The organism is Serratia sp. LSHTC3, assembly GCF_057197125.1.
Window position 1 is genome coordinate 54025 of the sequence record NZ_JBXUNP010000002.1, and the last position, 26827, is coordinate 80851.

The window sequence follows — 26827 nt, forward strand, 5'->3', positions numbered from 1 at the left end:
CTCCCTGCCTGAATTTACGCGCCGTGACGTTGGCGCAGCCCAATAACCAAAATCTCGATATGCTCGCTCAGCACCGCCGCGATCTGCGCAGCTTCACTTTCACCAATCTCTTGCCAGCCGGCCTGACGGCGGATGGTCTCTCGCGCTACGCGGAACGACAGCACCTCGCCGATCAGCGCGTGGGTATGCAGCACCAGGCGAGTGGCGTGCTCGTCAATGCCGGTGGCGGCCGACAGCAGGCGGCACAGCCGCTCGTGCATCGGCGCGATCACCTGGCGGTGGATCAGCGGATAGGCCTCGGTCGGGGCGAGCTGTTCGCGCGACATGATTTTGCTCAGGTTCAGCGTGTGCGGCTGGGTCATCAGCTCGCTGAAGGCCAGCAGGCCGCGCTGCAGCAAGCGTAGCGCCGCGTCGGGTGAGCGTTGTTCGGGCGCTTCTTGCCCAAAGCGATCGACCTCTTCGGCCAACGGGGCGAACGCCTGCTGGATGAAATCGGCGAGCGACTGCGCTACGGCCAGATACAGCCCCTCTTTGGAGCTGAAGTAGTAGGTGATGGCGGCGATGTTCTGGCCGGCGCGCTGGGCGATATCGCGCGTGGTGGCGCCCTGCAGGCCGAATTCGCCGAACAGTTCGGTCGCCGCGGCGAGCAGTTGCCGGCGCGTTTGCTCGCCGCGCGCCCGGCCGGCGGCCTGATGAGGTACGGAAGCTGGCATGGGTCACGCTCGAAGTTAATCAATCATATGATTAACTTTATGCCAGATTGTCTAAAACGCAACCGCTAACCACAATGAGTTATGTGATCGGCTTCAGACAATGCTGAATTTACGGCAGATTGTGCTCTGGGTGCGTAAAAGTGCTTTTTATTGCGCGACTTCTGTTACAATCGCCGCCTGGTGCACTGCAGTTTGTGCCAATCCCTCGTGGTCATGCTTAATGCCCCGTCTGATCATCCTCCCAGGAAACTGCACCGAACACCGTTAGGTTAGGGGGGATCTGGAGTTTTTCTCTTTATGTCATTTGAAACCCTCGGCTTAAGTGCTGAAATTGTGCGCGCTGTTGAAGAACAGGGCTATCGTGAACCGACGCCAATCCAGCGTCAGGCTATCCCTGTCGTGCTTGAAGGTCGTGACCTGATGGCCAGCGCCCAGACCGGCACCGGTAAAACCGCCGGTTTTACCCTGCCGCTGTTGCAGCTGCTGAGCAAGCATGACCATCCGGTCAAGGGCCGTCGCCCGGTGCGCGCGCTGATCCTGACGCCAACCCGTGAGCTGGCGGCGCAGATCGGCGAAAACGTCGATGCCTACAGCAAACACCTGCGCCTGCGTTCGCTGGTGGTGTTTGGCGGCGTGAGCATCAACCCGCAGATGATGAAGCTGCGCGGCGGCGTCGATATCCTGGTGGCGACGCCGGGCCGTCTGCTGGATCTGGAGCATCAGAACGCGGTTGACCTGTCCAAAATCGAAATTCTGGTGCTGGATGAAGCGGACCGCATGCTGGACATGGGCTTTATCCACGACATTCGCCGCGTGCTGGCCAAGCTGCCGGCCAAGCGCCAGAACCTGCTGTTCTCCGCGACCTTCTCCGACGACATCAAGGCGCTGGCCAACAAGCTGCTGCATAACCCGGCCTCGGTGGAAGTGGCGCGCCGCAACACCGCGTCCGAGCAGATTGAGCAGAGCGTGCACTTCGTCGACAAGAAGCGTAAGCGGGAACTGCTGTCGCAGATGATCGGCGAAGGCGACTGGAAACAGGTGCTGGTGTTTACCCGCACCAAGCACGGCGCCAACCACCTGGCGGAACAGCTGAACAAAGACGGCATCACCGCCGCGGCGATCCACGGTAACAAGAGCCAGGGCGCCCGTACCCGCGCGCTGGCCGATTTCAAAGACGGCCGCATCCGCGTGCTGGTGGCGACCGACATCGCGGCGCGCGGTCTGGATATCGACCAGCTGCCGCACGTGGTGAACTACGAGCTGCCTAACGTGCCGGAAGACTATGTGCACCGTATCGGCCGTACCGGCCGCGCGGAGCGTACCGGTGAGGCTATCTCGCTGGTGTGCGTGGATGAGCACAAGCTGCTGCGCGACATCGAGCGTCTGCTGAAGCGTGAAATTCCGCGCATTGCGCTGCCGGGCTACGAGCCGGATCCGACCATCAAGGCCGAGCCGATCATCAACGGCCGTCAGGGTGGCGGGCGCGGCGCGCCGCGCGGCAACGGCGGCGGCCAGCGTTCCGGTAACGGCGGCGGTCAGCGCAGCGGTAACGCGAACGGCGGCCAGCGTGAAAACCGTGGCAACGCTAACGGTAACGCCCGCCCGCAGGGTGATGGCCAGCGTCGTTCCGGTGCGCCGTCTTCGCGCCGCCCGCGCAGCCGCAAACCGGCCGAATAAGCCTGATTGCTCAAAGAGTAAGCCGCCGATACGGGCGGCTTTTTTTTTGCCTGGCGGAACGGCATTTTCGTACTAGGCTGGACGGTGGCTAAACCTAATTCCAGGAGACGGAGATGAAATTGAAGTGCGCAATTCTCGATGATTACCAACAGGTGGCGCTCAAGATGGCGGACTGGTCGGCGCTGGCCGATCGGGTGGAGGTGTCGGCCATCAGCGCGCACTTTACCGATGAAGCGGAGCTGGCGGTGCATCTGCAGGAGTGCGACATTCTGGTCATCATGCGCGAGCGCACGCCGATGACCGCCTCGCTGCTGGCTCGGCTGCCGAAGCTGAAGCTGCTGATCACCTCCGGCATGCGCAACGCCGCTATCGATCTGGCCGCCGCCGCCGAGCGCGGCGTGGTGGTGTGCGGCACCGCCAGCGGCTCGGCCGCGCCGATGGAACTGACCTGGGCGCTGCTGCTCGGGCTGGCGAAGCATATCGTGCCGGAAAGCGTCGGGCTGCAAAACAATGGCCCGTGGCAGCTGGGCTTAGGCGTCACGCTGCAGGGCAAGACGCTGGGGTTGCTGGGGCTGGGCAAGATCGGCGGCCAGATGGCCCGGGTGGCGCAGGCGTTCGGCATGCGGGTGCTGGCCTGGAGCCAGAACCTGACGGCGGAACGGGCGGCGCAGGAGGGCGCTGAGCTGGCGCCGTCCAAGCGGGCGCTGTTTGAGCAGAGCGACTTTGTCTCCATTCACCTGGTGCTGAGCGATCGCAGCCGCGGGTTGGTGGGGCGTGATGAATTGGCGGCGATGAAGCCCACCGCGTACCTGATCAATACCTCGCGCGCGGGCATCGTCGATCGGGCGGCGTTGGTGGACGTCCTGCAACAGCGTAAGATCGCCGGCGCCGGGCTGGACGTGTTCGAGACGGAGCCGCTGCCGGCCGACGACGTGTTTCGCCAGCTGCCCAACGTGCTGGCGACGCCGCATGTGGGTTATGTGGCGGACGACAATTACCGCGCCTACTTCACCGAGGCGGTCGAGGACATTGCGGCGTTCCTTGCCGGCCAACCGATCCGCCGGCTGGGCTGACGGCATTTTTAATGCCCGCTGAGGCTTGTCTGGCGCGGGCATTCACCCGTATCATTGCGGGTCTTTTTTTAGCTGGGATTGGTCATGCGCGTATTATTGGCTCCGATGGAGGGCGTTCTCGATTCTTTGGTGCGTGAGTTACTCACCGAAGTGAACGACTACGATCTGTGCATCACCGAATTTTTGCGCGTGGTCGATCAGCTGCTGCCGGCCAAGTCGTTCTACCGGCTGTGCCCGGAGCTGCGTCACGCCAGCCGCACGCCGTCGGGCACGCTGGTGCGGGTACAGCTGCTGGGGCAGTATCCGCAGTGGCTGGCGGAAAACGCCGCGCGTGCGGTGGAATTGGGCTCTTACGGCGTCGATCTCAACTGCGGCTGCCCGTCCAAGCTGGTGAACGGCAGCGGCGGCGGGGCGACGCTGCTCAAAGATCCGGAATTGATCTATCAGGGCGCCAAAGCGATGCGCGCGGCGGTGCCGGCCCATCTGCCGGTCACGGTGAAGGTGCGCCTGGGCTGGGACTCCTCCAATCGCAGCTTTGAAATCGCCGATGCGGTACAGCAGGCGGGCGCCAGTGAGCTGACGGTGCACGGCCGCACCAAAGAGGACGGCTACAAGGCGGATCGCATCAACTGGGCGGCGATCGGCGAGATCCGTCAGCGGCTGAGCATCCCGGTTGTCGCCAACGGCGAGATCTGGGATCACCAGAGCGCGCAGGATTGCCTGCAGGCGACCGGCTGCGACGCCATCATGCTGGGGCGCGGCGCGCTCAACGTGCCGAACCTGAGCCGGGTGGTGAAATATAACGAACCGCGCATGCCCTGGCCGCAGGTGGTTGAGCTGCTGCAAAAATACGTCCATCTGGAAAAGCAGGGCGACACCGGTCTGTATCACGTGGCGCGCATTAAACAGTGGCTGGGTTATTTGCGTAAAGAATATGATGAAGCGACTGAACTGTTCAGCGAAATACGCGCGCTGACGACGTCCGGGGATATTGCGCGCGTCATCTGCCGCAGCTGAAAATAAACCCGCGCGCAGCGGGTTTATTTAAATCGGCATTATCAGGCGGCTTTATCAAGACGGTTTAATTCTATCTCGATATCCTGAATGGTTTTTTCCAGTCCTTCCAGACAGGCGCCCTGTTTATTCAACAGGTCGTTAATGGCTTCGGCGAATACCTTATTTTTGCATTCCCCCTGATCGAAGGCCAGCCAGTGTGCGGAGAGCGTCTCGATATTCGACTGTGCGTAGTGGCGCATTTCCTTCAGCTGGGAAGCGACGTTGCGTAAATTATCCAGCTGCGCCTGTGCATTTGCATTGTTGCTCATGAATTTCTCCTTGAGTTGGCCGTTAAATAATTTCGACTGCGGGACTAAGCTTACCCTATCCAAATAAAAATATCACCCTCGGTGGTCTGGGTGGTTATTTTTGAGTGGGTGTGGCTATATTTATTGTTCGGCTGAACAAGGACTTGGGTGGAATTGTAAAAATAGATAAATACGGTGTTTTTGGCGATTATTTTCGGCCATCCCATACGGGATGACCGTTATTCTAACGCTTAAGAGTGATGCTTATTATGCCGCGTCCGCCAGCATAAACATGCCGTAGGGGTGAATTTCCAGATAATACTGCTCGCCGACGTTCGGTTGCAGGCGGGTGGCGTTAACCTGCAGCAAAATTTGCTGCCCGTGCCACGCCACCGTTACCTCATACTGCGGCCCCATGTAGGCGACATGTTCGATCACGCAGCGCTGGCTTTCATCGCCATGCTCGCTCAGCGTGATCGCCTCCGGGCGCACGCCCACCGTGCCGGCGCCCTGGGCGGCAAAGTGCGCGGGGCGCGGCAGACGATAGCCGCTGATATCGACATGGTCGGCGCTGAAGCTGGCCGGGAACAGGTTGGCGTCCCCCATAAAGCTCGCCATAAAGCGCGAGGCGGGCTGCCGATAGAGATCCTGCGGCGAGCCCATCTGCATGATATGCCCTTTATTCATCACCAGTACGGTGTCGGAGACCGCAAAAGCCTCGCTCTGATCGTGGGTGACGTACAGCGACGTGATATCAAACTGCTTTTGCAGCTCGCGGATCTTTTCACGCATGCTGCGGCGCAGGTTGGCGTCGAGGTTGCTCAACGGCTCGTCGAACAGCAGCACTTTCGGCTTGAGGATCAGCGCGCGCGCCAGGGCCACGCGCTGCTGTTGGCCGCCGGAGATCTGATCGACATAGCGATCGTCAAACCCCGCCAGATCTACCATCGCCAGCGCTTCCTGCACGCGCGCTTTCACTTCGGCGCGCGGGATGCCGAGCATCTTCAGGCCATAGCCGACGTTTTCCCCCAGTGACATATGCGGGAACAGGGCATAAGACTGGAACACCATGCAGATATCACGCTGCTGGATGGAACGATGGGTAACGTCTTCACCATCAATGAATATCTGCCCGTCGCTCGGCTTTTCCAGCCCGGCGACCAGGCGCAAAATGGTGGTTTTGCCGCAGCCGGAAGGGCCGAGCAGCGTCACCATTTGCCCCCGCGGGATGGTGAGCGTGATGTTATCGATTACCGTGTTGTTGCCGAACCGTTTGGAGACGTTGCGCAGTTCAACGAAATTTTTCTGGCTCATCATGGGCTCCATTACGCCTGGTTTTTGGCTTTTGAACGGGAGATGCGTGCCTCGCCGATCAGCCAGTCAAAGAGGAAAATAATCGCCAGCATCACCACGATCAGAATTGAACCGTAGGCGATCGCCACGCCGTATTCGCCGTCTTCCACGCGGTTGAGGATGTAGGCGGTGGCCACGCGGGTATCGGGCGTCACCAGGAAGACGATGGCGCTGACGGTAGTGATGGCGCGCACGAAGCTGTAGATCAGCGCCGACAGGATCGCCGGGCGCAGCAGCGGCAGCAGAATGTGCGTGATGGTGCGCAGCGAGCCGGCGCGCAGGCTGAGCGAGGCTTCGTCCAGCGATTTGTCTATCTGGCCCAGCCCGGCGATCCCGGCGCGAATGCCCACCGGCACGTTGCGCATCACCATCGAGATAATCACGATGGCGGCCGTGCCGGTGAGGTACACCGGCGCGCCGTTAAAGGCGAGAATGTAAGAGACGCCCGCCACGGTGCCCGGCACCGCAAAGCACAGCATGGTGGTGAACTCGATGGTCTTTTTGCCCTTGAACTGCTGGCGCACCACGATCCAGGCGATCAGCAGGCCGAACGCGGCGGTGATCGGCGCGGCGATCCCGGCGTACAGCAGCGTATCGAGCAGCGAAGGCCACGCGCCGTCGCTCATGCCCTGGCCGAACAGCTTGATGAAGTTATCCAGCGTCAGCGTGTAATCCACCCCCCAGTTGACGGTGAAGCTGCCGTAGAAAATGCTGCCGTAAAGCAGGGCGTTAAAGGCTACCCACACCGCCAGCAGCGCGATCACGCTCCATACCAGCGTGACCGGCAGCGGCTGTACGTCGCCGCGATAGGATTTGCCGGACACGGTGACGTAGGAACGCTTGCCGATCCACATATACTGGATGCAGAACACCAACAGCGAGAACAGCAGCAGGAAGGCGCCGAGGGTGCTGGCGGCCTGATAATCGAGCTGTGAACCGGTAATGTAGAAATAGATTTGCGTCGCCAGCACGTCGAAGTTGCCGCCGAGCACCAGCGGGTTGCTGAAGTCGGCCAGTGATTGCACCACCACGATCAGAAACGCGTTGGCCAGCGCCGGTTTCAGCAGCGGCACGAACACGCCGTTAAAGGTTTGCCAACGGCTGGCGCGCAGGGTGTAGGAGGCCTCTTCCAGCGAAGGATGAATGGTCTTGATCGCGCCGTCGAGGATCATGAACGCCATCGGGGTGAACGCCAGCACCTGCGCCAGCCAGATGCCGGTAAAGCCGTACAGCCAGTTGGTGTTGGTCAGGCCGAACCAGGCCACCATCCACTCGGTCACGTAGCCGGAGCGCCCCATCATCAGCGTGACGCCCAGGCCGACGACGAACGGCGGCGTGACGATGGGCAGGATGGAGAAGATGCGGCCGATAATGGCGCTGCGCTTGGCGATGCGGGTGGTGTAAATCGCCAGCACCAGGCCGAAGAAGGTGCAGCCGGCGCCTACCGCGATCGACAGGGCGATGGAGTTGAGGATCACCTGGACGATGTGCGCCTGCGACAGCACATTCATAAACGCCAGCGGCGCGAAAGCGCCCGTCTGGTCGGTGAACATCGGAATGAAAATCGCGATGCTCGGCCAGACGATGAAGACGCCGATCAGCGCCACGATGGTGACCAGCGCGCCGATAACGAAACGGTCGCCGCCCAGCCAGTCGAGGCGGGTCAGCGCCAACGTCATGATGGCGCCCAGCGCGGTCAACTGCACCAGGGTGGCGTAGCCTAAACCGCGCCCCGCCAGCGTGGCGCTGACGACGATAAAGGCCATGCACAGCAGCGCCCAGCCTGCGTCGAACGCGTGGCGCCGCCGCCGTTCACCGCCCGCCGCAGCGTAAGGGCGCAGCAGCAGCAGGCTCGGCAGCAGGCACCAAAGCCAGCTGATATTGCGATTTGACCAGCCGTAGGCCGCGAGGATCTCTTCGCCGGTGGACTCCAGCAGGCCGTAATCCAGGCTCCAGCTCGGCAGCAGGGCGAACGCCAGCCAGCCGAGCAAAACCCAAAGGAATATCGCATCTCGTTTTTTCACGAGATGGAGTGCATGTGTATGTGACATAAGTTTCCCGGATGTTCAGGCCGGGCAAACCGTGAGGCTTACCCGGCAACAGGCGCAGAATGTGGGCTTATTTACCCATCTTGACTTCGCTGACCCATTTGTTGATCAGCGCCTTGCGGACCTCGGTCGAGCCGTACTTGTCCATGTCGTAGTTGATCAGCTTCAGGTCGTCGAGCTTCAGCGAGTTCGGCGAGGTGTCGGCGGTGGTATTGGTCAGGATCTGATAGGATTTGCCTTGCTTCCACGCCAGCTCCTGCGCCTCTTTCGACAGCACCCAATCCACGAACAGCTTGGCGTTGTCGAGGTTGCGCGCGCCTTTGAGGATGCTGACGCCGCCGATTTCATAGCCGGTGCCTTCGCAAGGCGAGATCAGCTCCAGCGGCGCGCCCTGTTCCTTTTCGAGCGAGTAGTCATGCAGGAAACCGATGCCGATCGCCGTTTCACCGCGGGCGGCGTTGCGCGCCGGGGCAATGCCGGACTTGGTGTACTGCGAAACGTTGGCGTTCAGCTGCTTGAGGTAATCGAACGCCTGATCGTCTCCCCACAGCTGGGCAAAGGTCGCCAGCGCGGTGTAGGCGGTGCCGGAGCTTTGCGGATCGGCGATTTGAATCTCGCCTTTGTATTCCGGCTTGGTCAGGTCTTTCCAGCATTTTGGCACCGGCAGGTTTTTCTCTTTCAGGCGCTGGGTGTTGACGCCAAAGCCGAGAATGCCGACGTAGACCGCCGAGGAGTAGTTGCCTTTCAGCTTGGCCGGATCGCGGAATTGCGTCATCACCTGTTCGAGGTTCGGCGATTTGTACGGCTGCAGCAGCCCCATTTCACCGGCCTGGGATTGCGGATCGAGCGTGCCGCCGTACCAGACGTCCGCCTGCGGGTTCTTCTTCTCGGCATCCACTTTCGCCAGCGTGCTGCCGGATCCGTTGCGGATGAACGAGGTTTTCACGTCATATTTCTCGCCGAAGGCTTTGGTTTCCGCTTCGCACATTTCATTGGTGGCGCTGCAGTAGACCACCAGGCGGCCCTTGGCGTGCGCGCCGCCACTCAGCGTCGCCAGCGCGATGCCGGACGCTATCAGGGTAGTGACCCACGTTTTTTTCATTGTTTTATCCTTCTCTCGGTAGAGGTGGTAACGCTCGCCATCAGCAGCGGCATCAGCAATAAACCCATAAGAACGGCGGCGATGGACAGCAAACTGAACATGCCCGACCAACCGTAGCCTTCGATGACCCGCGACAGCGGCCAGCCCGCCAGCGCCGCCCCCAGGTAGGCGAACAGGCCGAGAAAGCCGGTGATGGAGCCCGCGGCGCCTTTGTGCCCGCATTCCACGGCGGCGAGGCCAATCAACATCTGTGGGCCGAAGACAAAAAAGCCCACCGTAAAGAAACAGCCCGCCAGCAGCGCGTAGTGATGCACCGGCGCCAGCCACAGCGCGGCGACGGAAACCATCAGCCCGAGCGTGAACAGCAAAATCATCGGCGCGCGCTGCCCGCCGAACAGCACATCCGATCCCCAGCCGGCGAACAGCGCGCCGAGCAGGCCGCCTATCTCGAACAGCATCACCGTCGCGTTGGCGCTGAGCAGGTTGACGCCGTGGCTTTCCGTCAACCACAGATTGCCCCAGTCGTTCAACGCGATGCGGATCAGGTAGACCAGCACGTAAGAGACGCCCAGCAGCCAGATCATCGGGTTCTTCAGCATCGTGGTGCGCAACATCCGCCACAGCCCCATCGGCGGGCTTTGCTGTTCCTGGCGCAGCTCCAGCGGATCGTGGCGCCACCGGCCGACCGACGGCAGGCCTTCTTCCTGCGGCGTGCCTGTCAGCCGCCGCGTCAGCCAGAGGCCCAACACCATGCTGACGGCCCCCGGGATCAACATCGCCGCCTGCCAGCCCCAGCGCTGGGCGGCGAAGGCGCTGATCAGCGGCACGATCGCGCCGCCGAGGTTGATCGACATATTCCAGCAGCCCCACCAGAAGCCGCGCTCGTTGCGCGAATACCAGTGGGTCAGCAGCCGCGCGCAGGGCGGCCAGCCCCAGCCCTGAAAGAAGCCGTTCAGCGCCCAAACCGCCAACAGCAGCGTCAGCGATTCACCGAAGGCGAACGCCACGTTCAGCACGCCGGTGGCGAACAGGCCGATCCCCATAAACCTGCGCTGCCCGTGGCCGTCGTGCCACAATCCGGCGCTGAATTTCGACAGGCCGTAGCTCAGATAAAACAGCGAGCCGAGCAGGCCGATGTCCCCTTTATCCAGCCCCAAATCCATTTGCAGCGCCGGCAGCACGTAATTCACGCTTTTGCGCGTCAGGTAAAAGGCGGCGTAGCCGATGACCATGTACAGCAGCAGTCGCGGGCGCAGCGCGCGGTAACGATGATCGATTTCAGATGCCGAGCGTGTCTGCATAGCCGTCTCCCTGGTGATGACTATAAGAAGGTGAAAGGGAAAGGGGATGAGAGAAAGTCCGGACTGGCTAAGACTTTTTCCTAGTTAGTCGGCGGTTTGTTGCAAATTTGTGGGCAGGTTAACAATTACCCGCGTGCCGCGCTGCGTGTCCAGCGTCAGTTCGCCGCCGAGCGCGCTGACCCGTTCGCGCATTCCCTGAATGCCGAGGCCGGGCGCCTTGTCCGCCCGGATGCCGATGCCGTTGTCCCGCACCTCGAGGTGCAAAAGTGCCCCCTGTTGATACAAAACGATGGCGACTTCGCTGGCTTCGGCGTGTTTGCACACGTTGTTGAGCAGCTCTTGCAGCAGCCGGTAGAGGGTGAAGCGCACCGTCTCGCCGGCGGGCGTGTCGATGAGCCGGTAGTCGAAACGGCAACGGATGCCCCGTTCGCTGAAGGCGAATTCATTCAGCAGGTGGTGAAGCGCGTCTTTGAACGCCAGCTCGTCCAGCGCGGGCGGGCGCAGCTGGCGCAGCAGCTGGCGCGTGGAGTGATGTATGCGCCGGGCGAGATCGGCTATCTGGTTCGCGGCGGCCTGGGTTTGCGCCGGATCGCGCGCCCGCTTGACCAGCTGCGACTGAATTTGAATGGCGGTGATGTTCTGGCCGATTTCATCGTGCAGCTCGCGCGCCAGGTTCTTTCGCGTGTCTTCTTCGGTGTGGATCAGTTTTTCGGTCAACGCCCGCCGCGCCGCCAGCTCTTCTTCCAGCCGTCGGCGATAGTGGTGCAGGTTTTGCGCCAGGTGCTGCTGACGGCTGATGGCGATGCCCAGACCGATGCCGAGCAGCGCCTGCGTCGCCAGAAAGATTTCCAGCTCGACCAGATTGCCGAACCCCACGCCGACCTGCCGCGCGAGGGTGATCATCATGCTGCCGAGCAGGCCGGACAGCACGCCGCCCTGCCAGCCGAACTTCCACGCCATCACCACGTTCGGCAAAAACACCACGATCAGCAGCAGGCGTTCGATTTCCGGCGACAGCACCATCTGGGTGCCGATGCCGATAACGAAAAACAGGCTGCACCAGATGATTAAGGACGCGCGCAGCGGCGGGTTGCTGGTGTCCAGCCCCAGCAGATGGTAGCGGTGCTGCTGGCGCAGAAATTCAAAAATCAGGTAGACGAACGGGGTCAGCAAGACACCACCGGTAAATGACGCCAGGCCGAGCAGCATCGCCGGGCTGTGTGCGAAAGGCGCAAGCAGGGCGGTATTGAGCAGCGAGGCGGCGGTCACTGCGGCCAGCAGCAGCGTCAGCCGTTGCCAGTAGAGCGGAAAACGGCGCCAGAATCGCTGTGCGAGCGCGGCCGGGAGCAGGGTGATGAACGGCGCGGCCAGCAGGCTGTAGCCGCTCAGCAGGCGTTCGCCGTGCAGCCAGAACAGCAGCAGCACCGGCGGTATTATCAGGGCGGGCCAATAGCGGCGCGCCAGCAGGATCAGCAGCGCGAGATAGACGCCGTGAGGCAGAAACAGCGCCGCCTGATTGCCGTTGTGGGTCAGGTAGAAACCGAGCGTCCACAGCATCAGCCAGCCGCTGCCCCAGGCCAACAGGATAAACAGCGAGATAACCCAGGGCCGGAAGCGGGGCGACATCAATGCCCCGCCAGCAGCTGATGGTCGAGGGCGAAATGCACCAGTTCAATGGTGCTGCTGCACTGCAGCTTGCCCAGGACGTTGGCGCGATGTACGTGCACCGTTTTGTGGCTGAGATCGAGCTTGAAAGCGATCTCCTTTACGCTGTCGCCTTTGACCAGCAGATCGAAGATCTCGCGCTCGCGCGGGGTCAACGCTTCCAGCGCCGTGGCCGGCTGCTCGCCGCCGCGCAGCGCCCGCAGCGCGTCGGCGCACAGGTAATGGCCGCCCATATCGACGGAGCGCACCGCCTGCACCAGTTCTTCCGGCCCGCAGCGTTTGGTCAGATAGCCGCTGGCGCCGGCATCCAGCGCGCTCTGCACGAAGGTCGGGGAGTCATAGATACTGAGGATGATCGCGCGAAACTGCGGCTTCTGCGCCCGCAGGCGTTTCAACAGGCTCAGGCCGTTTTCATCCGGCATGGCGATGTCCATCACCGCGACGCTGACGTCGTCGCGCAGCAATGCCGGCCAGGCCGCCGCCGCGCTGCTGTATTGCCCCACCACGTCGAGATCGTCCTCGAGGCTGAGCAATTGCGCAAAGCCGGAGCGCACCACCACATGGTCATCCACCAGTATCACACGGATCATTTTTCGCACTCTGTTGCCGAATCATGGCCCTATGATGCCTGCCGCCGCGGTGCTGGCAATCAGCCAAGCGCGGTTATGCAATCGGTGTAACAGAATCGTAATAAAAGGGCGCCGCCGGTGTAATGCTGGTTACTTAAGCCTGACTGGTATTTTTTATCCAGTATCTTTACGTGATGTGCAGGATGAATTGCCGTAAATACCCTGAATTTTTCTGTTACCACAATGAACGGCAATTGGAGGGGCCGAAGGCGCGGCCCCTCCACCCGCGCCTTCGCTTAACACCGTCTGTCCGCTGCGCGGATACCCTCGCAGCGTCTGCATTGTCGGGCGGGTCGGCTGCGACAAACGTCCCTGTTAGTCTCGCCTCAACCGGCCTTCCCTGGCTGGTTGCCCCTGACAATGCTGTCTTGCTCGGCAGCCGGTGATGCGCGCCAAAGGTCAACCCCGTGCTAGCAGCTCCCGTCCTTTATGAGGTCATGGCAGAGAAGAGGAATCGGAGATGAGCGCGGTATTGGATGCCCTTGAAGACGCCGAACGCAGGCATAGCGTATTAGGCGAAACCGCCATGGACGGCGGTTTCAGGTGAGACAGGCAGGGACGCCTGTCGCAACCGGCCTCAATGCGGTATGGCGGAGAGAGGGACGTTGGCAAAGCCAACCGTCTGATAGGGCAAAGGCGCGGGTTGCCAGGGGCCGCGCCTTCGGCCCCAGGCTCGGTCGAGGCGTATGAGCCTCATGGCGCATCTCACCTTTATCGACCGAAAACTGCACAAATACGTTCAGAAAAACGCTAACTGATCAGCATTACGCCGCTGGCGGCGTTAACGATCCACATCGATGGCGAAATGCTGCCACAGTACGGCGCGCCGTTCCTCTTCCGAATGCAACGTCGTTTCGTGGCGCTGGTGATCTTCGGTCACGATCAGCTTCATGTCGCTGAGGGTCACCCGGCCGTGGTCCGTCGGCCGTGAACACACCAGGCGCTGGGTGAAGTGCGACTGCGGCGAGGTGCTGTGGAATCGGCACATCTCGTCGAACTCGTGCAACTCGCGCGGCTGAACGGTAAAGCGATACAGCGTTTTGGCATGCGAGCGTTGGTCGCCGTTGCGGCGCTCCAGCAGGTAATACTCGCCTTCCCGCTCCAGGTGGAAGGTGCCGCTGGCCTGCGGTTGCGGCTCGGCGACGACGATCTTCAGCGGCGTCAGGAAGGAATCGCCGAAACCGACATCCACCAGCCAGGCCTGCCCCGCCAGATCCACCCGCAGCGCCAGATGGTCGTAGGGCGGGCCGAAATGGCCGTCGCGCGTGCGGATCTCGCCGGAGATGAAGCTCACCTTGAAACCGATCTCCCGCAACAGCAGGGCGAACAGCGTGTTCAGCTCATAACAGAAACCGCCGCGGTTACGCTCGACCACCTTGCTGAACAGCGCCTCCGGCGCCAGCTGAATGCCCTGATGATAAATAATGCTCAGGTTCTCGAACGGTACGCTCAGCATGTGGCGATGGTGCAGCTGTTGCAACGTGGGGAGGTCAGGGCGGGCGGTGCCGGCAAAGCCGATATGCTGCAGGTAGCGTTGGGTATCCACAGGGTGTCTCGCATGAGAAAAAGTAGGCATAAAATAGCGGGCTTTGCGGCGTTTGTGAGCGCATTACGTGCTGCGTTGTTGGCATAACTCATAACCAAATCGACTCAGATGTCAGCATGGCTGCCGTTACACTGAATCGATATGGATAAGGAGAAAGTATGGATTTAACCTTGAAAGCGCAGCGATTTGCCAATGACGCTCACCATGCCTGCAATCAGCGGCGCAAGTTCACCGGAGAGCCGTATATCGTGCACCCCGCGGCGGTGGTGGATTTGCTGCAGCGGGCTGAGCCGACGCCAGAAATGGTCGCCGCTGCCTGGCTGCATGATACGGTAGAAGATACGGCGGTGACCCTGGCGGATATCCGGCGAGAATTCGGTCCGACGGTCGAGCGTTATGTGGAAATGTTGACCGACGTGCAGCCTCGCAGCTACGGCGGTGAGCGTCTGCACCGTAAAAATGCCAATCTGCAGCACAGCGCGCAGGCCTGTGCGGAAGCGCAGACCATCAAACTGTGCGACTTGATTGACAACAGCAAAAACATTACCGATTACGATGTCTCCTTTGCCCGTCACTATCTGGTGGAAATGGCGCGCTTATTGGCTGTTTTATCGGCGGGCGAGGCCGGCCTGTTGGCCTTGGCCCGCCGACAGTGTGCGGAAGCGATCGAGCGCATCAACGATCGTCATGGAGACGACGGCTGGTTCGACGCGTTGTGGCGGAAGTATGAGGCCCATCTTAAGCTGGATGAGCTGAAAACTGGGTCAGCAGCAAAATAACAGGAATGGTGACCGCCGCCAGCAACGTTTGGATCGTGATGATACCGGCCGACAAGCGATGATCGCCGCCCAGCAGTTTCGCCATGATGTAGGCGGAAGGTGTACAGGGTAAGGCGTTAAACAGGACGATAGTCGCCAGCACCGGGCCGGAGATGCCCAGGGTGATGCCGATTCCCAGCGTCAACAGCGGTACCAGCAGTAACTTGACGAAGGTCGATTGCAGTACGGGGCCCTGTGCCGTACGCGCCGCTTTGATATCCAGCCCCGCGCCGACCGCCAGCAACCCCAACGGCAGAGAGGCGCCGCCGAGAATGGTGAGAATGTTCTCCAGCGCCGTGCCGAGCGACCAGCCGCTGGCATTGAAGGCCAGACCGGCCAAGACCGAAAGGATCACTGGGTTTTTCCCCAGCGCTTTGGCGATCTGTCTGCCGCCGGGGCGGGAGCCCTGGCCGTAATGCATCAGTATGACAATCGAGGCCACGTTCAACAGCGGGATGGCGACGGCGATGCTGATTGAGGTCACCGTCAGGCCGGTGTGGCCGAAAGTCGCCGCCGCTGCGGCAACCCCGATGTAGGTATTGGGGCGCAGAGCGCCCTGTATGACGGAAGAGAAAACCGGCCCGGGCTGTTTTAGCCAGATTCGCCAGAGGTACAACGACAAGGCGCCGATCAACACGGCGCCCAGGACCGACAGGGCGATCGGCCGTACCGGAAACTGGCTCAGGTCGGCTTTGCCGACCTGAATAAACATCAGCGCCGGGAAGAGATAAAAGTAGTTCAGCTTCTCGCAGGGCAGCCAGAAAGCCCGATCGATCAGGTTTTTGTGCCGCAGAGTGAATCCCATGGCGATTAAAAATATCACCGGGATCAGAGAAAAGAGAGTCGTCGTCATGGGGAGCCTATAAATAGCCTTTAGTGAGAACGGCCACGCCATAGAAGGCAATAAAGCCGGTTACCATTTTTTCATAAACGGGAGCGCTGGTTCTCTTGAACAGCAGATTGCCGACGACCAGATACACCAGCAGAGCCAGCGGTGCCGCGGCGAAACCGTCGAGGTTCAGGGCTTGCCATTTAATGCAGGCCAGCGTGGCCAATTGGATTAAACCGAACATCAGGTAATAACGGGAGACGGTGGTTCTTATCTCCAGTTTCTCGCGATGGCTGGCGGTAGCGTAGAGTGCCAGCAAGGCGCCACCCATGTTGGTGACGCCATGTATCAGGCCCATGACTGCGATATAAGCGCGCTGATGTTTGCCGAGATAACGCTTCACGGTTTCCTGCAGTGACAGACGAAAGCGCATCAAGGCGGAAAACAGCAGGATGGCGCCCACCAGCAGATCGACATTCATCTTCACCGTCGAATGCAAGACCAGGCTCAGCGCCAGAATGACGAAAATGGCGCAAATCAGCATATTGACCTTTTCGCGAGCGGGAAAAGCAATTCGTCGGGCGCCAAGCGTCTGCGTCAGAGAGATCAGCACCGACGACGGCAGCAGCAGCCCAAGTACGGAGGAGAAATCAACGCCCAGCATTAATAGCGTCGGTGTACCGAATACCAAGATGCCCATGCCGAAAACCGATTGGATCACGGCAAATAGCGCAATCACCAGATAGAACAACGCATGATTATCCATCAGGCCACCTCTTCTTTCCGGTAGGGTTCCCGCGCCGCGTCAGATTGCAGGTAGGCATCGGCGCTGAGCGTGCGCAAGATATTCCCGCTGATATGCTGATTGTCTTGCTGGGCGCTGACCAGCAGCAAAACATCGTGCCGATTTATCAATCCATTGTCTGACAGGACATTCAGAGCCAAACGTTCGGTTTCCGGCTGTGTCAGATCGATCCGAGGCAATGTCAGGCCGGTGATGCCTGGCAGCATATTCCAGCTGCGCACCGTCGCCGCATCGTTGCCGAATGCGACGATCGGGATGCCGATGTTGGCCATGGCGGCGATGCGCACGCTGTAACCTGTGCGAGAAAACACCACCACCCGGGAGATCGGCAAGGCGCGGATAAGGGCGCCGACAGCCTGTCGAATATCGTCAACCTGCGCAGGGGGGGATGAGTGGGGCGCATGCGCTAAATGCTGTTCCGCCTGATGGGCTACGCTGGCGATACGGGCAACGGCCTCCAGAGGATAGCGGCCTACGGCGGTTTCACCGGAGAGCATCACCGCCGCGGCGCCATCCAGCACCGCGTTGGTGATGTCGCTGACCTCCGCTTTGGTTGGCAGCGGGTTCTCTATCATGCTGTGCAGCAATTCCGTCGCTACGATGGTGGGTTTGCCCGCATGGGAGGCGGCTCGGAGGATCTGTTTTTGGTAGAGAGAAACGCGGTCGATCGAGGTTTCCACCGCCAGATCGCCGCGATCGATCATGATAACGTCGGCGGCGGCGATGACTTCCTCCAGATGCTCTATGCCGCCGCTGTTTTCCACTTTCGCCACGATGCGGGGCGTATCGCCTCCGATCAGCGTTCTGATCGCGTTGATGTGTGCCGCGCTTTCGACGAAGCTTATGCCGATGTAGTCCACTTGATGCGCTTTGGCGAAGGCGATCATGTCGCGATCTTTCTCCGTTATCAGCGCCTGCCCGAGATCGATGCCAGGCACATTGATGCCTTTGCGGCTTTTCAGTTGGCCGTCCATGTCGGCCTGCAGGTAGATGTCCCGATCGACGATGTTAACGACCTGGAACGAGAGGGTGCCATCATCGGCGAAAACCTTATCACCCACCGTCAGCCGTTCATGCAACCGGCCGTACCCCACCGGGACTTTTTCCTCCCCGTTATGTGAGGTATCGGTCGTGAGGATCAGCGTTTGCCCTTTAGTGAATGAGGGTTCGTGTTTCAGTTGCAATGTGCGGATTTTTCTACCGGGAATGTCCAACAGCACCGGCGTATCCGGCAACGTTTTACGCAGCAGGGCGATGGTTTCCGCATGCCAGTCGAGCGTGTTGTGTGAACCGTTCAATCGGGCGACGGACATGCCGGCTTTTTCCAGCGCTGCCAACGTGTTGATATGGCGAGAGGCGGGGCCGATGGTAGCGATAATGCGAGTCTTTGCCATGATAAATGCTCCGAAAAGTTAAGATGCATTTATCTATGACAGTTTTGTGACAGCGGAGAAAATAGGGGTTTAATCTAACTAATATATAAAAAGTTATAATGAGTTTTGGCGTCAGAGCGGGTGCGCCTTATACATTTAATGATGAAAATAAAATGGTTATACAATTTACTTCCATCGTATAGATAAAATATTGATAAGCATTACTCCTTTTATTCCTCGCCGTGTTGGGCATCACTGCTGCCGCAAACTGTCACTTGCCGGCGCTAGCCTGTCCCCCTGAGTTCAACGTTGCAGGAGAACGGCTATGCAAGATTTCAAACATCGGGTGGCGCTGGTGACCGGCGCGTCCACCGGCATTGGCGAAGCGATCGCCGCCGAGCTGTTTCGGCGCGGAGCCACGGTGGTGATGACCGGCCGCCACACAGCGCCTCTCACCGCCGCCGCCGCGCGGCTCGATCCCGACGGCCGGCGGTTGATGACGTTGCGAATGGACGTGCGCGACGCGCAGTCGGTGCAACAGGGTATTGAAGAGATCGTGCGGCGCTGCGGCGCGCTGCATCTGCTGGTCAACAACGCCGGGATCACCGGCCCGCACGAGGTGGATATCGATCGGTACGCGGTCGAAGATTGGCATGAGGTGATCGCCACTTGCCTGAGCGGCACGTTTTTCGGCATGAAGTACGGCCTGCCGGCGATCGTCGCCGGCGGCGGCGGGGCAGTGGTGAACCTCTCTTCCGCCAACGGCGTGGTGGGCATTGCCGGGATTGCGCCCTATACCGCCGCCAAGCATGGCGTGCTGGGCCTGACGCGCTCGGCGGCGCTGGAATTCGCTACGCGCGGCGTGCGCGTCAACGCCGTCGGGCCGGGTTATGTAGATACGCCGGCGATGGGGGAACTGCCGGCGTCGGCGCGGGCGCAGATGGCCGCTTCGCACCCGATGGGGAGAATGGCGACGCGGGAAGAAGTGGCGAAAACGGTGGCTTTCCTGCTTTCGGACGACAGCAGTTTCACCACCGGTGCATTTTACAGCATCGACGGCGGTTATACCGCCTGCTGAGCCAGCGCCTGCAGCCAACGGAGAAACGCCGCTGCGCCGGGTTTTTCCAGCGTGCGCGGCGGGTAAACCACGTAGTAGGGTTTGCTGAGCGGCAGCGCCGGTTCGGCCAGGGTGACCAGCCGGCCTTCCGCCAGTTCACCGGCGATCAGCCGCCGCTGGCCGAGCAGCACCCCGCGCCCTTGCACGGCGGCGTCGATGGCCAGCGAGGTCAGGTTATAGGTCAGCCCGCGCCGCGGCGGCGGCGACCGATCGGCGGCGGTGAACCACTCGTGCCAGCCCGGCAGAAACTGGCTCTCCTTGCCCCAGTCGACGTGGATCAGCGGCAGCTGCGTCCAGTCGCCGCGATCGCGCAGCGCCGGGCTGCATACCGGCTGCACCCGATCCTGAAACAGTTGCACCTTTTCCAGCAGCGGATAATCCTGATCGCCGAAGCACAGGGCGAAATCCGCCGCCGAATGGGCGAAATCGACCGCCGCATGGGTCGCGTGCAGCCGCAGATCGCCGTCGGGGCACTGCGCCAGCCAGTCGCCCAGCGCCGGGTTCAGCCATTTGGAGGCCAACGCCGGCAAGGTGAACACCGTCAGCGTCTGCTTGCCGCGCTGGCGTTCGACGTGTTGCTGCGCCACGCGCAGCGTTTCAAACGCCTCCTGAACATAGGCCAGGTAGTCCGCGCCCTGTTCGGTCAGCGTGACGCCGCTTTTGGCGCGAATGAACAATGTGATGCCCAGATGTTGTTCGAGCTGGCGGATCTGTTGGCTGACGGCGGCGGCGGTCAGCGCCAGCGCATCCGCTGCGCGGGCCAGGCTGCCGGTGCGAGCGGCGGTTTCGAACGCCAGAATGGCGCTCAGCTTGGGCAAGCGCGCACGGGACGGTGAGTGCATGAGCAGGGCTTATCGCTAAGAATTCGTTAGCTTATCCATAACGTATTTTTGTTATGGCGGCAATGCGGCATTCGCTACAGTGAGAGGCATCCGGCTTTCGCACACGAGGGGAACGTCATGCCGCCACTTGCCGATATTATCGATCTGTCCGCCCATCCCATCGATGACGCCGCGTTCCGCGCCCGCTGCCGACAAACGCTGGCGCGCGCCGGCGCGCTGGTGCTGCCGGGATTTCTGCGTGAAGCCGCGCTGGCGACGGTGCGGCTGGAGGGCGCTGAACAGCACCATGCGGCGTTTTACGCCACCAGCAAACACAACGTGTATCTACGGCCGCAGGACGACGCGCTGCCGGCCGATCACGCGCGCAACCGGCTGGTGGTGTCGTCCAAGGGGTGCATTACCGACGAGGATATTCCGCCGCAGTCGCCGCTGCGCGCGCTGTACGACGCCCCGGCGTTTCGCGCGTTCCTGTGTGCGGTGCTGGGCGAGGCGCAGCTCTACCCCTACGCCGATCGGCTGTCGTCGATCAATCTGCATTACGCCCATACCGGTCAGGAGCTGGGCTGGCATTTTGACAACTCCTCGTTCGCCATCACGCTGCTGATCCAGAAACCGCAGGCGGGCGGGCGCTTCGAATACGTGGAGAACCTGCGCGACGCCGATCGCGGCGAGATGAACTATGCCGGGGTCACGCAGGTGCTGGACGGCGAGCGGGCGGTCAAACGGCTGGCGATGGAGGAGGGGGATTTGGTGCTGTTTCGCGGGCGCAACGCCATGCACCGGGTGACGCCGACCGAAGGCGACACCACGCGCATGCTGGTGGTGTTGGCCTACAATGCGCAGCCGGACGTGATGCTGTCGGAAAGCGCCAGAATGACGTTCTACGGGCGGTTATAGCGGATAAAAAAAACCGCCCCGGAGGGCGGTTTGTCGATTCAGCGTTGGCTCTGTTCTTCGTGAGCCTGCTGTTCCAGCTTCACTTCCTGCGCGCGTTTGCGCAGGCCGAACCAGCCCAGCGTCAGCAGCACCGCCAACACCGGAATGGTGGCGATGGTCCAGGTGCCGTTCGGGTAGTCGAAGGCCATCATCACCACCACGACCAGCAGGAACGCCAGCGTCAGCCAGGAGGTGAACGGCGCGCCCGGCATTCTGAACGACACCGGCTGCGCGCGGCCTTCGCGCACGGCTTTACGCAGGCGCATCTGGCAAACGATGATAAACGCCCAGGAGGCGATGATGCCCAGCGAGGCGATGTTCAGCACGATCTCGAACACCTGCGCCGGCACCAGGTAGTTGAGCACCACGCCGATCACATAGATGCCGCAGGTGACCAGGATGCCGGCGTAAGGCACCTGCTGGCTGCTCATTTTGGCCATCAGCTTCGGCGCGGAGCCGCCCATCGCCAGTGAACGCAGGATGCGGCCGGTGGAGTAGAGGCCGGAGTTGAGGCTGGACAGCGCGGCGGTCAACACCACGATGTTCATGATGGTGCCGATGTAAGGCACGCCCAGCTTGCTGAAGAAGGTGACGAACGGGCTTTGGCCGGCCTGATAGGCGTTCCACGGCAGCAGCAGCACCAGCAGCACCACGGAGCCGACGTAGAACAGGCCGATACGCCAGATCACGCTATTGATCGCTTTAGGCATCATTTTGGCCGGATCTTTACACTCGCCGGCGGCGGTGCCGATAAGCTCGATGCCGGCGAAGGCGAAGATCACCCCTTGCACCAGCACCAGAGCAGGCAACAGGCCGTGCGGGAACATGCCGCCGTTTTCGGTGATCAGGTGCATGCCGGTAGTGTGGCCGGCGACCGGGGTGCCGGTGCCGAGGAAGACGACGCCGACAATCAGGAACAGCGCGATGGCGGCGACCTTGATCAGTGCGAACCAGAACTCCATCTCGGCGAACCACTTCACGCCGATCATGTTCATGGTGGCGACGATACCGAGCGCGCCGAGGGCGAACAGCCACTGCGGCACGTCGGCGAAGGTGCCCCAGTAGTGCATGTACAGCGCCACGGCGGTGATGTCGACGATGCCGGTCATTGCCCAGTTGAGGAAATACATCCAGCCGGCGACGTAAGAGGCTTTTTCACCGAGGAATTCGCGGGCGTAAGAAACGAAGCTGCCGCTGGAAGGGCGATGCAGCACCAGTTCGCCCAGCGCGCGCAGGATGAAGAAAGAGAAGATCCCGCACACCAGATAGACCAGCGCCAGCGCCGGCCCGGCCAACTCGAGACGGCCGCCGGTACCGAGGAACAAGCCGGTGCCGATGGAGCCGCCGATGGCGATCATTTGGATTTGCCGGTTGCCCATGCTTTTGTGATAACCGGATTCATGAGAGTCTAGCCAGCGTCTTCTGGCGGCGTGTTTGTCATCCGCCGACTTTTTTTGTGAGTGCATTATCCGTCCTGTTTACCTGTCTATGTTAACCCTGCTCTTACCGAGAGCAAACGATTGCTATGACCAATCGTCATGAGAATGAGGTCGTGGCATCATTCCGCTGTTTATTGTGTATACAGCCATCATTAAAATAACGGCGAAGCATGCTACCTTTTCTCCGTAATGGTGGCAAAAAATACTGCGCATAAAACGTGAACAAGTGTGTTTATTTTTTAATCCAAATATAAAAGGATATATTATTCAAAAAGATGTGATGTTTTATCAAGACGGAAATATCGAAGAATAAAAAGTGATTAAAATCACAAAATAATAATTACCGTGCAAATTACAGGGTGTTGTTCTTATATTTCGCGGCGAGAAATAAGAGGAAGGAAATGGCGACCCGCGCAGAAAATGGGATAAAGCAGCGGGTCGGTGGGTGCGTAACGAGTCTTAGGCCGATTCACCGGCCGGCAGTGCCGATGCGGGCAGGCCGAACAGCTTGTCGAACGCCCAGTTAAACAGGAAGGTGTAGCAAGGAATGATGACGATCAGCGCCATATCCAGCAGCAGCGCCTGCCACAGCGTGATGCCCATCCACCAGGCGATCAGCGGGATCAGATACACTACCAGCGTCAGCTGAAAGCCGACGGCGTGCAAAATGCGGCGTTTGAGCGTGCGGGTGCGCGACACCTGGCGGCTTTCCCACCACTCGAATAAATAGTTGTAAATAAAGTTCCAGCTGACCGCGATGGTGGTGATCACCACCGCCAGCGGCCCGGTGCTGCTCGGCGCATGACCCGACAGCAGCGCCAACCCCAGCGCCGAGATCGCCATGCCGATGATTTCATAAGCGGTGACATACACCAGTTTGCGTTTGACGCCTTGCATCGTTTTCTCCCGATCTGTTTTTAGTTGCCTCTGTGGCGACGGCGGCTAAGATAACGTCAATCACATTGATAGAAAAAGTCAGGAGTTGTCAGTTAATCTGACAGGTGAACAATGAATTTTTCCAGCGACAACATCGAACTGTTTTTGGCGGTGCTCGATCGCGGCTCGTTTTCCGCCGCCGCCCGCGCGCTGCGGCGCGTGCCCTCCGCTGTCAGCATGGCCATCGCCAACATGGAGGCGGAGCTCGGTTTTGCCTTGTTCGACCGTTCTCACCGTGAACCGACGCCGACTGCGCTGGCGCTGGCTCTGGCGCCGCACGCCCGCCTGATCGCCGGGCAGCTCAAGCAGCTGCAGGTGCACGCCATCGAACTGTCCCAGGGGCTGGAGAGTCGGCTTTCGATCGGCGTGGCGTCGGATATCAACGGCGCCAGCCTGCTGGCGGCGGTGAAAACGCTGTCGCAGCGTTATCCGCTGCTGAACATCGAAGTGCTCAGCGCGCCGCAGGACGACGTGTTGCACATGCTGCACGAGGAGCGCATCGGTGTTTGTCTGGCGTTCGGCGGGCTGAACGTCAACAGCGCGGAACAGTTCCACTTCGTCGGCGCGGAGTCGCTGGTGGCGATGCTGTCGCCGCAGCACCCGGCGCTGGACGGCGCTGCGGGTGAGCTGTTTCTCGAGGATCTGGTCAACGTGCGGCAGATCATGGTGGCCAGCCGCGATCTGCCGATCGGCGATCTGCGTCCCCAGGTGGCGGAGGCTTACTGGCGCACCGACAGCCTGCCGATGGCGCTGAACATGGTGGAAGCGGGCCTGGGGTGGGGCAATTTTCCGCTGTCGTTGGCCGAGCCGCTGCTGGCGCAGGGGCGTCTGGTGCGGCTGAAATTCAAAAACACCAAGAACGAGCTGCGCTTGCCGATGCATTTGATCTGGCTGAAGAACCGCCCGCTGGACAAGGCGGCGCGCGAGCTGGTCGAGCTGATGCGCGCGGCGCCGCAGGAAAGCTGACGCCCGCTGCGTTTGCTTACTCCGGGTGGCGTTTACGCCACCAGAAACGCACCAGCAGGATAGCGGCGATCGCCAGCGCGACAAACAGCAGGCTGGAGAACTTTTTGTCGAAGCCGGTAACGAAGCGTTCGATCGCCTGGCCGCCAAAATAACCGAGCATGACGAAGATCGTCGCCCAGAGAATGGCGCCGAGGATGTTCAGCGGTACGAAGCGCGACGGCGGCAGGCGGCTGGCGCCGATCAGCACCGGGCCGATGATGCGGAAACCGTACATAAAGCGCACCCCGATAACGAACAGCATCGGGTGGCGGGCGATCAGCCTTCTGGCGCGCGCGATGCGCTTTTCCTGCCCCTTGAGCCGCGAGATGACTTTGCCTTCGAACCGGCGGCCGGCGAAGTACAACAGTTGGTCTCCCATCATGCCGCCGAGCGCCACTACTGCGATCACCCACGGCCAGTGCAACAGCCCTTCATGGGCGGCGATGCCGCCCAGCAGCGTGATGGTTTCCCCCTCAGCCAGGCAGCCGATAAACAACGCCCAGTAGCCATAGTCCGTAATGTAGTGGGCCAAATCGGTCATTCCTTACTCCTTATGTGACTGACGCATAAGGGCAAGTATACGCCCGATCGCTAGCCTTGGGCGATCTGGGCCACCAACGCTCTGCGCTGCGCCAGACTTTCCGCCATTTGTGCCTGTACCTTGGCGTAAATGTGCGGCGGGGCCAGTTCCGGCGTGCCGCCCGTGAACGGCGGGGCCGGGGCGTATTCCAGATAGAGTTGGATCGTTTGGGCAGTGTCTTCGCCGTGCAGTTCGGCGATCAGCGCCAGCGCGAAATCGATGCCGGCGGTAACGCCGCCGCCGCTGATCACGTTGCCGTCGCGCTCTACGCGTGCAGCGCTGGGTATGGCGCCGAACAGCTTCAGGCTGTCGCGCATCGACCAGTGGCAGGCGGCGCGTTTGCCCGGCAGCAGGCCGGCGGCGGCCAGGATCAGCGAACCGGTGCATACCGAAGTCAGATAGCGGGCATCGGCGCCCAGCCGCCGGATTTGCTGCATGAATGCTTTATCCTGCAGCGCCTGGGTGCAGCCGCTGCCGCCCGGCACGCACAGCACATCGCAGCGTGCGATCTCCGGCAGCGGGCGCAGCTGGGTGAAGTGCAAGCCTTCCGACTCGACATCCGCGCCGTCTACTGAAGCGACGATGATTTCCGCGCCCGGCATGCGGCGCAGAAACTGCAGTGGGCCAGTGAAATCGAGCTGGGTGACGCCTTGATAGATGGGAAATACAATCACGAGTGGTTCAGACATGACATTCGCCTCATTTTTATCGTTGGACCTGAGCCATAATAGCCGCCCTACATTTGGCTGATATGACAGATAACCCTCAAAAAGCGCCATCATGAAAACGATCGGTTTTGTGGTTTTTCCCGGTTTCAACCTGCTGGACTTTGCCGGCCCGCTGGCGGCGTTCGATAACGTCAACCAGTTCACTGACCCGCCGGCCTACCGCTGCGTGGCGATCTCGCCGCAGGGCGGTATGGTCGCCAGCTCGGCCGGGGTGGAAATCGCCACGCAGCCGTGCGGCGACGAGCGTTTCGATACGTTGGTAGTGGCCGGCGGCAGCGGCAACGTGATGGCGGCGCAGTCACCGGCGCTGGTGGCGTTCCTGGCCAACCAAAGCCGACGAGCGCGGCGTATCGCCAGCGTATGCACCGGGGCGTTTATTCTAGCGGCCTGCGGGCTGCTGGACGGCAAACGCGCCACCACTCACTGGTATCATGCGGCGCGGTTGCAGCAGAGTTATCCGCGTATCCGCGTCGACAGCAACCGCATTTTCATCCGCGACGGCGATATCTGGACCTCGGCGGGCATCAGCGCCGGCATCGATCTGGCGCTGGCGCTGATCGAGGACGATCTGGGCGCCACCCTGGCGGCGGCCGTGGCGCGGCAGCTGGTGGTCTATCACCGCCGCCCCGGCGGGCAGTCGCAGTACTCGCTGCTGCTGGCGTTGAACCCGTCGTCGGATCGCATGCGCGCCGCGCTGTCGTACGCGCGTGAACATTTGCACCAGCCGCTGTCGGTGGCGGATCTGGCCGACGCCGCCTGCCTGAGCGAGCGGCAATTCGGCCGGCTGTTCCGCGCTGAAACCGGGCAGACGCCGGCCAAGGTGGTCGAGCAATTGCGGGTAGAGGCGGCCAGGGTGCGCATCGAAGAGAGCGCCGAGCCGCTGGAAGCGATCGCCCGCTCGGTGGGGTTCAGCGATCCGGAACGCATGAGGCGGGCGTTTATCCGCGTATTTGGCCTGTCGCCGCAGGCGATCCGCCGGCTCGGCCGCGCGGGATAACTTTTTTGCCA

The 26827-nt window shown here is 61.1% G+C and carries 25 protein-coding genes; 8 read left to right on the forward strand and 17 right to left on the reverse strand.

The features are described 5' to 3' along the window. Window positions 1-14 precede the first annotated feature (14 nt). The gene (locus AC2CGI_RS07465; protein ID WP_021503995.1) at window positions 15-713 is read right to left on the reverse strand and encodes a CerR family C-terminal domain-containing protein; all 699 of its coding nucleotides are present in this window, start codon (window positions 711-713) and stop codon (window positions 15-17) included. A gap of 297 nt (window positions 714-1010) precedes the next feature. Here AC2CGI_RS07465 and rhlE point away from each other — a divergent pair, with 297 nt between their 5' ends. The 3 genes from rhlE to dusC all read left to right on the forward strand — a co-directional run bounded on the left by rhlE (window position 1011) and on the right by dusC (window position 4480). Then, the gene (gene rhlE / locus AC2CGI_RS07470) at window positions 1011-2390 is read left to right on the forward strand and encodes an ATP-dependent RNA helicase RhlE (protein ID WP_076740461.1); all 1380 of its coding nucleotides are present in this window, start codon (window positions 1011-1013) and stop codon (window positions 2388-2390) included. A gap of 113 nt (window positions 2391-2503) precedes the next feature. After that, on the forward strand, window positions 2504-3463 hold the full coding sequence (locus AC2CGI_RS07475; protein ID WP_015377025.1) for a D-2-hydroxyacid dehydrogenase family protein: 960 nt from the start codon (window positions 2504-2506) through the stop codon (window positions 3461-3463). A gap of 84 nt (window positions 3464-3547) precedes the next feature. Continuing rightward, window positions 3548-4480: a tRNA dihydrouridine(16) synthase DusC gene (gene dusC, locus AC2CGI_RS07480; protein ID WP_004939740.1), complete on the forward strand. Its 933-nt coding sequence runs from the start codon at window positions 3548-3550 to the stop codon at window positions 4478-4480. A gap of 41 nt (window positions 4481-4521) precedes the next feature. Here the strand turns inward: dusC and AC2CGI_RS07485 are convergent, their stop codons facing one another. The 8 genes from AC2CGI_RS07485 to AC2CGI_RS07520 form a co-directional block, all read right to left on the reverse strand. Then, on the reverse strand, window positions 4522-4788 hold the full coding sequence (locus AC2CGI_RS07485) for a hypothetical protein (RefSeq protein WP_015377027.1): 267 nt from the start codon (window positions 4786-4788) through the stop codon (window positions 4522-4524). A 246-nt stretch (window positions 4789-5034) separates the two neighbouring features. Beyond that, window positions 5035-6081 (reverse strand): ferric ABC transporter ATP-binding protein, encoded by a 1047-nt coding sequence (gene fbpC / locus AC2CGI_RS07490; RefSeq protein WP_015377028.1) that lies wholly within the window; start codon window positions 6079-6081, stop codon window positions 5035-5037. 11 nt (window positions 6082-6092) lie between these two features. Then, a complete protein-coding gene (locus AC2CGI_RS07495; RefSeq protein ID WP_015377029.1) occupies window positions 6093-8171 on the reverse strand; it encodes an ABC transporter permease in 2079 nt (692 codons plus the stop codon). A gap of 67 nt (window positions 8172-8238) precedes the next feature. Continuing rightward, window positions 8239-9270, reverse strand: a complete 1032-nt coding sequence (locus AC2CGI_RS07500; protein ID WP_033633861.1) for an ABC transporter substrate-binding protein — start codon at window positions 9268-9270, stop codon at window positions 8239-8241. Continuing rightward, window positions 9267-10589, reverse strand: coding sequence for an MFS transporter family glucose-6-phosphate receptor UhpC (gene uhpC / locus AC2CGI_RS07505; protein ID WP_255448225.1), 1323 nt, complete (start codon window positions 10587-10589; stop codon window positions 9267-9269). The genes AC2CGI_RS07500 and uhpC overlap by 4 nt, the downstream gene beginning before the upstream one ends. 66 nt (window positions 10590-10655) lie before the next feature. Beyond that, window positions 10656-12197 (reverse strand): MASE1 domain-containing sensor histidine kinase, encoded by a 1542-nt coding sequence (locus tag AC2CGI_RS07510; RefSeq protein WP_015377032.1) that lies wholly within the window; start codon window positions 12195-12197, stop codon window positions 10656-10658. Further along, window positions 12197-12826 carry a response regulator transcription factor gene (locus tag AC2CGI_RS07515; RefSeq protein ID WP_015377033.1) on the reverse strand — a complete coding sequence of 210 codons (630 nt, stop codon included), beginning with the start codon at window positions 12824-12826 and terminating at the stop codon, window positions 12197-12199. The genes AC2CGI_RS07510 and AC2CGI_RS07515 overlap by 1 nt, the downstream gene beginning before the upstream one ends. 820 nt (window positions 12827-13646) lie before the next feature. Next, window positions 13647-14411 carry an arylamine N-acetyltransferase family protein gene (locus tag AC2CGI_RS07520; protein ID WP_015377034.1) on the reverse strand — a complete coding sequence of 255 codons (765 nt, stop codon included), beginning with the start codon at window positions 14409-14411 and terminating at the stop codon, window positions 13647-13649. 158 nt (window positions 14412-14569) lie between these two features. Here AC2CGI_RS07520 and AC2CGI_RS07525 point away from each other — a divergent pair, with 158 nt between their 5' ends. Continuing rightward, window positions 14570-15190 (forward strand): HD domain-containing protein, encoded by a 621-nt coding sequence (locus AC2CGI_RS07525; protein ID WP_021503991.1) that lies wholly within the window; start codon window positions 14570-14572, stop codon window positions 15188-15190. Here AC2CGI_RS07525 and AC2CGI_RS07530 read toward each other — a convergent pair. From AC2CGI_RS07530 to pyk, 3 genes are read right to left on the reverse strand one after another with little or no spacing between them, the layout of a single operon-like run. Further along, a complete protein-coding gene (locus AC2CGI_RS07530; protein WP_015377036.1) occupies window positions 15150-16082 on the reverse strand; it encodes an AEC family transporter in 933 nt (310 codons plus the stop codon). The two genes, AC2CGI_RS07525 and AC2CGI_RS07530, sit on opposite strands and share 41 nt — an antisense overlap. Before the next feature lie 7 nt (window positions 16083-16089). Next, on the reverse strand, window positions 16090-16824 hold the full coding sequence (locus tag AC2CGI_RS07535; protein WP_015377037.1) for a TSUP family transporter: 735 nt from the start codon (window positions 16822-16824) through the stop codon (window positions 16090-16092). Next, complete coding sequence (gene pyk / locus AC2CGI_RS07540; RefSeq protein WP_015377038.1) at window positions 16824-18257, reverse strand: pyruvate kinase; 1434 nt, start codon at window positions 18255-18257, stop codon at window positions 16824-16826. The genes AC2CGI_RS07535 and pyk overlap by 1 nt, the downstream gene beginning before the upstream one ends. A 304-nt stretch (window positions 18258-18561) precedes the next feature. Between pyk and AC2CGI_RS07545 the strand changes: the two genes are divergently transcribed. After that, complete coding sequence (locus AC2CGI_RS07545; protein ID WP_004939703.1) at window positions 18562-19314, forward strand: SDR family NAD(P)-dependent oxidoreductase; 753 nt, start codon at window positions 18562-18564, stop codon at window positions 19312-19314. Here AC2CGI_RS07545 and AC2CGI_RS07550 read toward each other — a convergent pair. Next, window positions 19299-20195 (reverse strand): LysR substrate-binding domain-containing protein, encoded by an 897-nt coding sequence (locus tag AC2CGI_RS07550; RefSeq protein WP_076740460.1) that lies wholly within the window; start codon window positions 20193-20195, stop codon window positions 19299-19301. The two genes, AC2CGI_RS07545 and AC2CGI_RS07550, sit on opposite strands and share 16 nt — an antisense overlap. A gap of 117 nt (window positions 20196-20312) precedes the next feature. Between AC2CGI_RS07550 and AC2CGI_RS07555 the strand changes: the two genes are divergently transcribed. Next, window positions 20313-21092: a HalD/BesD family halogenase gene (locus tag AC2CGI_RS07555; RefSeq protein ID WP_015377040.1), complete on the forward strand. Its 780-nt coding sequence runs from the start codon at window positions 20313-20315 to the stop codon at window positions 21090-21092. Between the two features lie 38 nt (window positions 21093-21130). Here AC2CGI_RS07555 and ansP read toward each other — a convergent pair whose 3' ends face one another. Both ansP and AC2CGI_RS07565 read right to left on the reverse strand, forming a co-directional pair. Then, window positions 21131-22597: an L-asparagine permease gene (gene ansP / locus AC2CGI_RS07560; protein WP_004939697.1), complete on the reverse strand. Its 1467-nt coding sequence runs from the start codon at window positions 22595-22597 to the stop codon at window positions 21131-21133. 432 nt (window positions 22598-23029) lie between these two features. After that, the gene (locus tag AC2CGI_RS07565; protein WP_004939694.1) at window positions 23030-23467 is read right to left on the reverse strand and encodes a PACE efflux transporter; all 438 of its coding nucleotides are present in this window, start codon (window positions 23465-23467) and stop codon (window positions 23030-23032) included. Between the two features lie 111 nt (window positions 23468-23578). On the opposite strand from AC2CGI_RS07565, the gene AC2CGI_RS07570 reads away from it, so the two are divergent. Beyond that, on the forward strand, window positions 23579-24472 hold the full coding sequence (locus tag AC2CGI_RS07570) for a LysR family transcriptional regulator (protein ID WP_076740459.1): 894 nt from the start codon (window positions 23579-23581) through the stop codon (window positions 24470-24472). Window positions 24473-24488: 16 nt separating this feature from the next. On the opposite strand, the gene AC2CGI_RS07575 is transcribed toward AC2CGI_RS07570, so the two are convergent. Both AC2CGI_RS07575 and AC2CGI_RS07580 read right to left on the reverse strand, forming a co-directional pair. Further along, window positions 24489-25052 (reverse strand): DedA family protein, encoded by a 564-nt coding sequence (locus AC2CGI_RS07575; RefSeq protein ID WP_076740458.1) that lies wholly within the window; start codon window positions 25050-25052, stop codon window positions 24489-24491. A gap of 50 nt (window positions 25053-25102) precedes the next feature. Continuing rightward, a complete protein-coding gene (locus tag AC2CGI_RS07580; protein ID WP_076740457.1) occupies window positions 25103-25780 on the reverse strand; it encodes a DJ-1/PfpI family protein in 678 nt (225 codons plus the stop codon). Window positions 25781-25871: 91 nt separating this feature from the next. Here AC2CGI_RS07580 and AC2CGI_RS07585 point away from each other — a divergent pair, with 91 nt between their 5' ends. Continuing rightward, window positions 25872-26816: a GlxA family transcriptional regulator gene (locus AC2CGI_RS07585; RefSeq protein ID WP_015377043.1), complete on the forward strand. Its 945-nt coding sequence runs from the start codon at window positions 25872-25874 to the stop codon at window positions 26814-26816. The last annotated feature ends 11 nt before the right edge of the window (window positions 26817-26827 follow it).

What these genes read in the sequence shown, in the direction of transcription:
- AC2CGI_RS07465 (WP_021503995.1), bottom strand. Translation starts at nt 713, where the DNA reads ATGCCAGCTTCCGTACCTCATCAGGCCGCCGGCCGGGCGCGCGGCGAG.
- rhlE (WP_076740461.1), top strand. Translation starts at nt 1,011, where the DNA reads ATGTCATTTGAAACCCTCGGCTTAAGTGCTGAAATTGTGCGCGCTGTT.
- AC2CGI_RS07475 (WP_015377025.1), top strand. Translation starts at nt 2,504, where the DNA reads ATGAAATTGAAGTGCGCAATTCTCGATGATTACCAACAGGTGGCGCTC.
- dusC (WP_004939740.1), top strand. Translation starts at nt 3,548, where the DNA reads ATGCGCGTATTATTGGCTCCGATGGAGGGCGTTCTCGATTCTTTGGTG.
- AC2CGI_RS07485 (WP_015377027.1), bottom strand. Translation starts at nt 4,788, where the DNA reads ATGAGCAACAATGCAAATGCACAGGCGCAGCTGGATAATTTACGCAAC.
- fbpC (WP_015377028.1), bottom strand. Translation starts at nt 6,081, where the DNA reads ATGAGCCAGAAAAATTTCGTTGAACTGCGCAACGTCTCCAAACGGTTC.
- AC2CGI_RS07495 (WP_015377029.1), bottom strand. Translation starts at nt 8,171, where the DNA reads ATGTCACATACACATGCACTCCATCTCGTGAAAAAACGAGATGCGATA.
- AC2CGI_RS07500 (WP_033633861.1), bottom strand. Translation starts at nt 9,270, where the DNA reads ATGAAAAAAACGTGGGTCACTACCCTGATAGCGTCCGGCATCGCGCTG.
- AC2CGI_RS07510 (WP_015377032.1), bottom strand. Translation starts at nt 12,197, where the DNA reads ATGTCGCCCCGCTTCCGGCCCTGGGTTATCTCGCTGTTTATCCTGTTG.
- AC2CGI_RS07515 (WP_015377033.1), bottom strand. Translation starts at nt 12,826, where the DNA reads ATGATCCGTGTGATACTGGTGGATGACCATGTGGTGGTGCGCTCCGGC.
- AC2CGI_RS07525 (WP_021503991.1), top strand. Translation starts at nt 14,570, where the DNA reads ATGGATTTAACCTTGAAAGCGCAGCGATTTGCCAATGACGCTCACCAT.
- AC2CGI_RS07530 (WP_015377036.1), bottom strand. Translation starts at nt 16,082, where the DNA reads ATGACGACGACTCTCTTTTCTCTGATCCCGGTGATATTTTTAATCGCC.
- AC2CGI_RS07535 (WP_015377037.1), bottom strand. Translation starts at nt 16,824, where the DNA reads ATGGATAATCATGCGTTGTTCTATCTGGTGATTGCGCTATTTGCCGTG.
- pyk (WP_015377038.1), bottom strand. Translation starts at nt 18,257, where the DNA reads ATGGCAAAGACTCGCATTATCGCTACCATCGGCCCCGCCTCTCGCCAT.
- AC2CGI_RS07545 (WP_004939703.1), top strand. Translation starts at nt 18,562, where the DNA reads ATGCAAGATTTCAAACATCGGGTGGCGCTGGTGACCGGCGCGTCCACC.
- AC2CGI_RS07550 (WP_076740460.1), bottom strand. Translation starts at nt 20,195, where the DNA reads ATGCACTCACCGTCCCGTGCGCGCTTGCCCAAGCTGAGCGCCATTCTG.
- AC2CGI_RS07555 (WP_015377040.1), top strand. Translation starts at nt 20,313, where the DNA reads ATGCCGCCACTTGCCGATATTATCGATCTGTCCGCCCATCCCATCGAT.
- ansP (WP_004939697.1), bottom strand. Translation starts at nt 22,597, where the DNA reads ATGCACTCACAAAAAAAGTCGGCGGATGACAAACACGCCGCCAGAAGA.
- AC2CGI_RS07565 (WP_004939694.1), bottom strand. Translation starts at nt 23,467, where the DNA reads ATGCAAGGCGTCAAACGCAAACTGGTGTATGTCACCGCTTATGAAATC.
- AC2CGI_RS07570 (WP_076740459.1), top strand. Translation starts at nt 23,579, where the DNA reads ATGAATTTTTCCAGCGACAACATCGAACTGTTTTTGGCGGTGCTCGAT.
- AC2CGI_RS07575 (WP_076740458.1), bottom strand. Translation starts at nt 25,052, where the DNA reads ATGACCGATTTGGCCCACTACATTACGGACTATGGCTACTGGGCGTTG.
- AC2CGI_RS07580 (WP_076740457.1), bottom strand. Translation starts at nt 25,780, where the DNA reads ATGTCTGAACCACTCGTGATTGTATTTCCCATCTATCAAGGCGTCACC.
- AC2CGI_RS07585 (WP_015377043.1), top strand. Translation starts at nt 25,872, where the DNA reads ATGAAAACGATCGGTTTTGTGGTTTTTCCCGGTTTCAACCTGCTGGAC.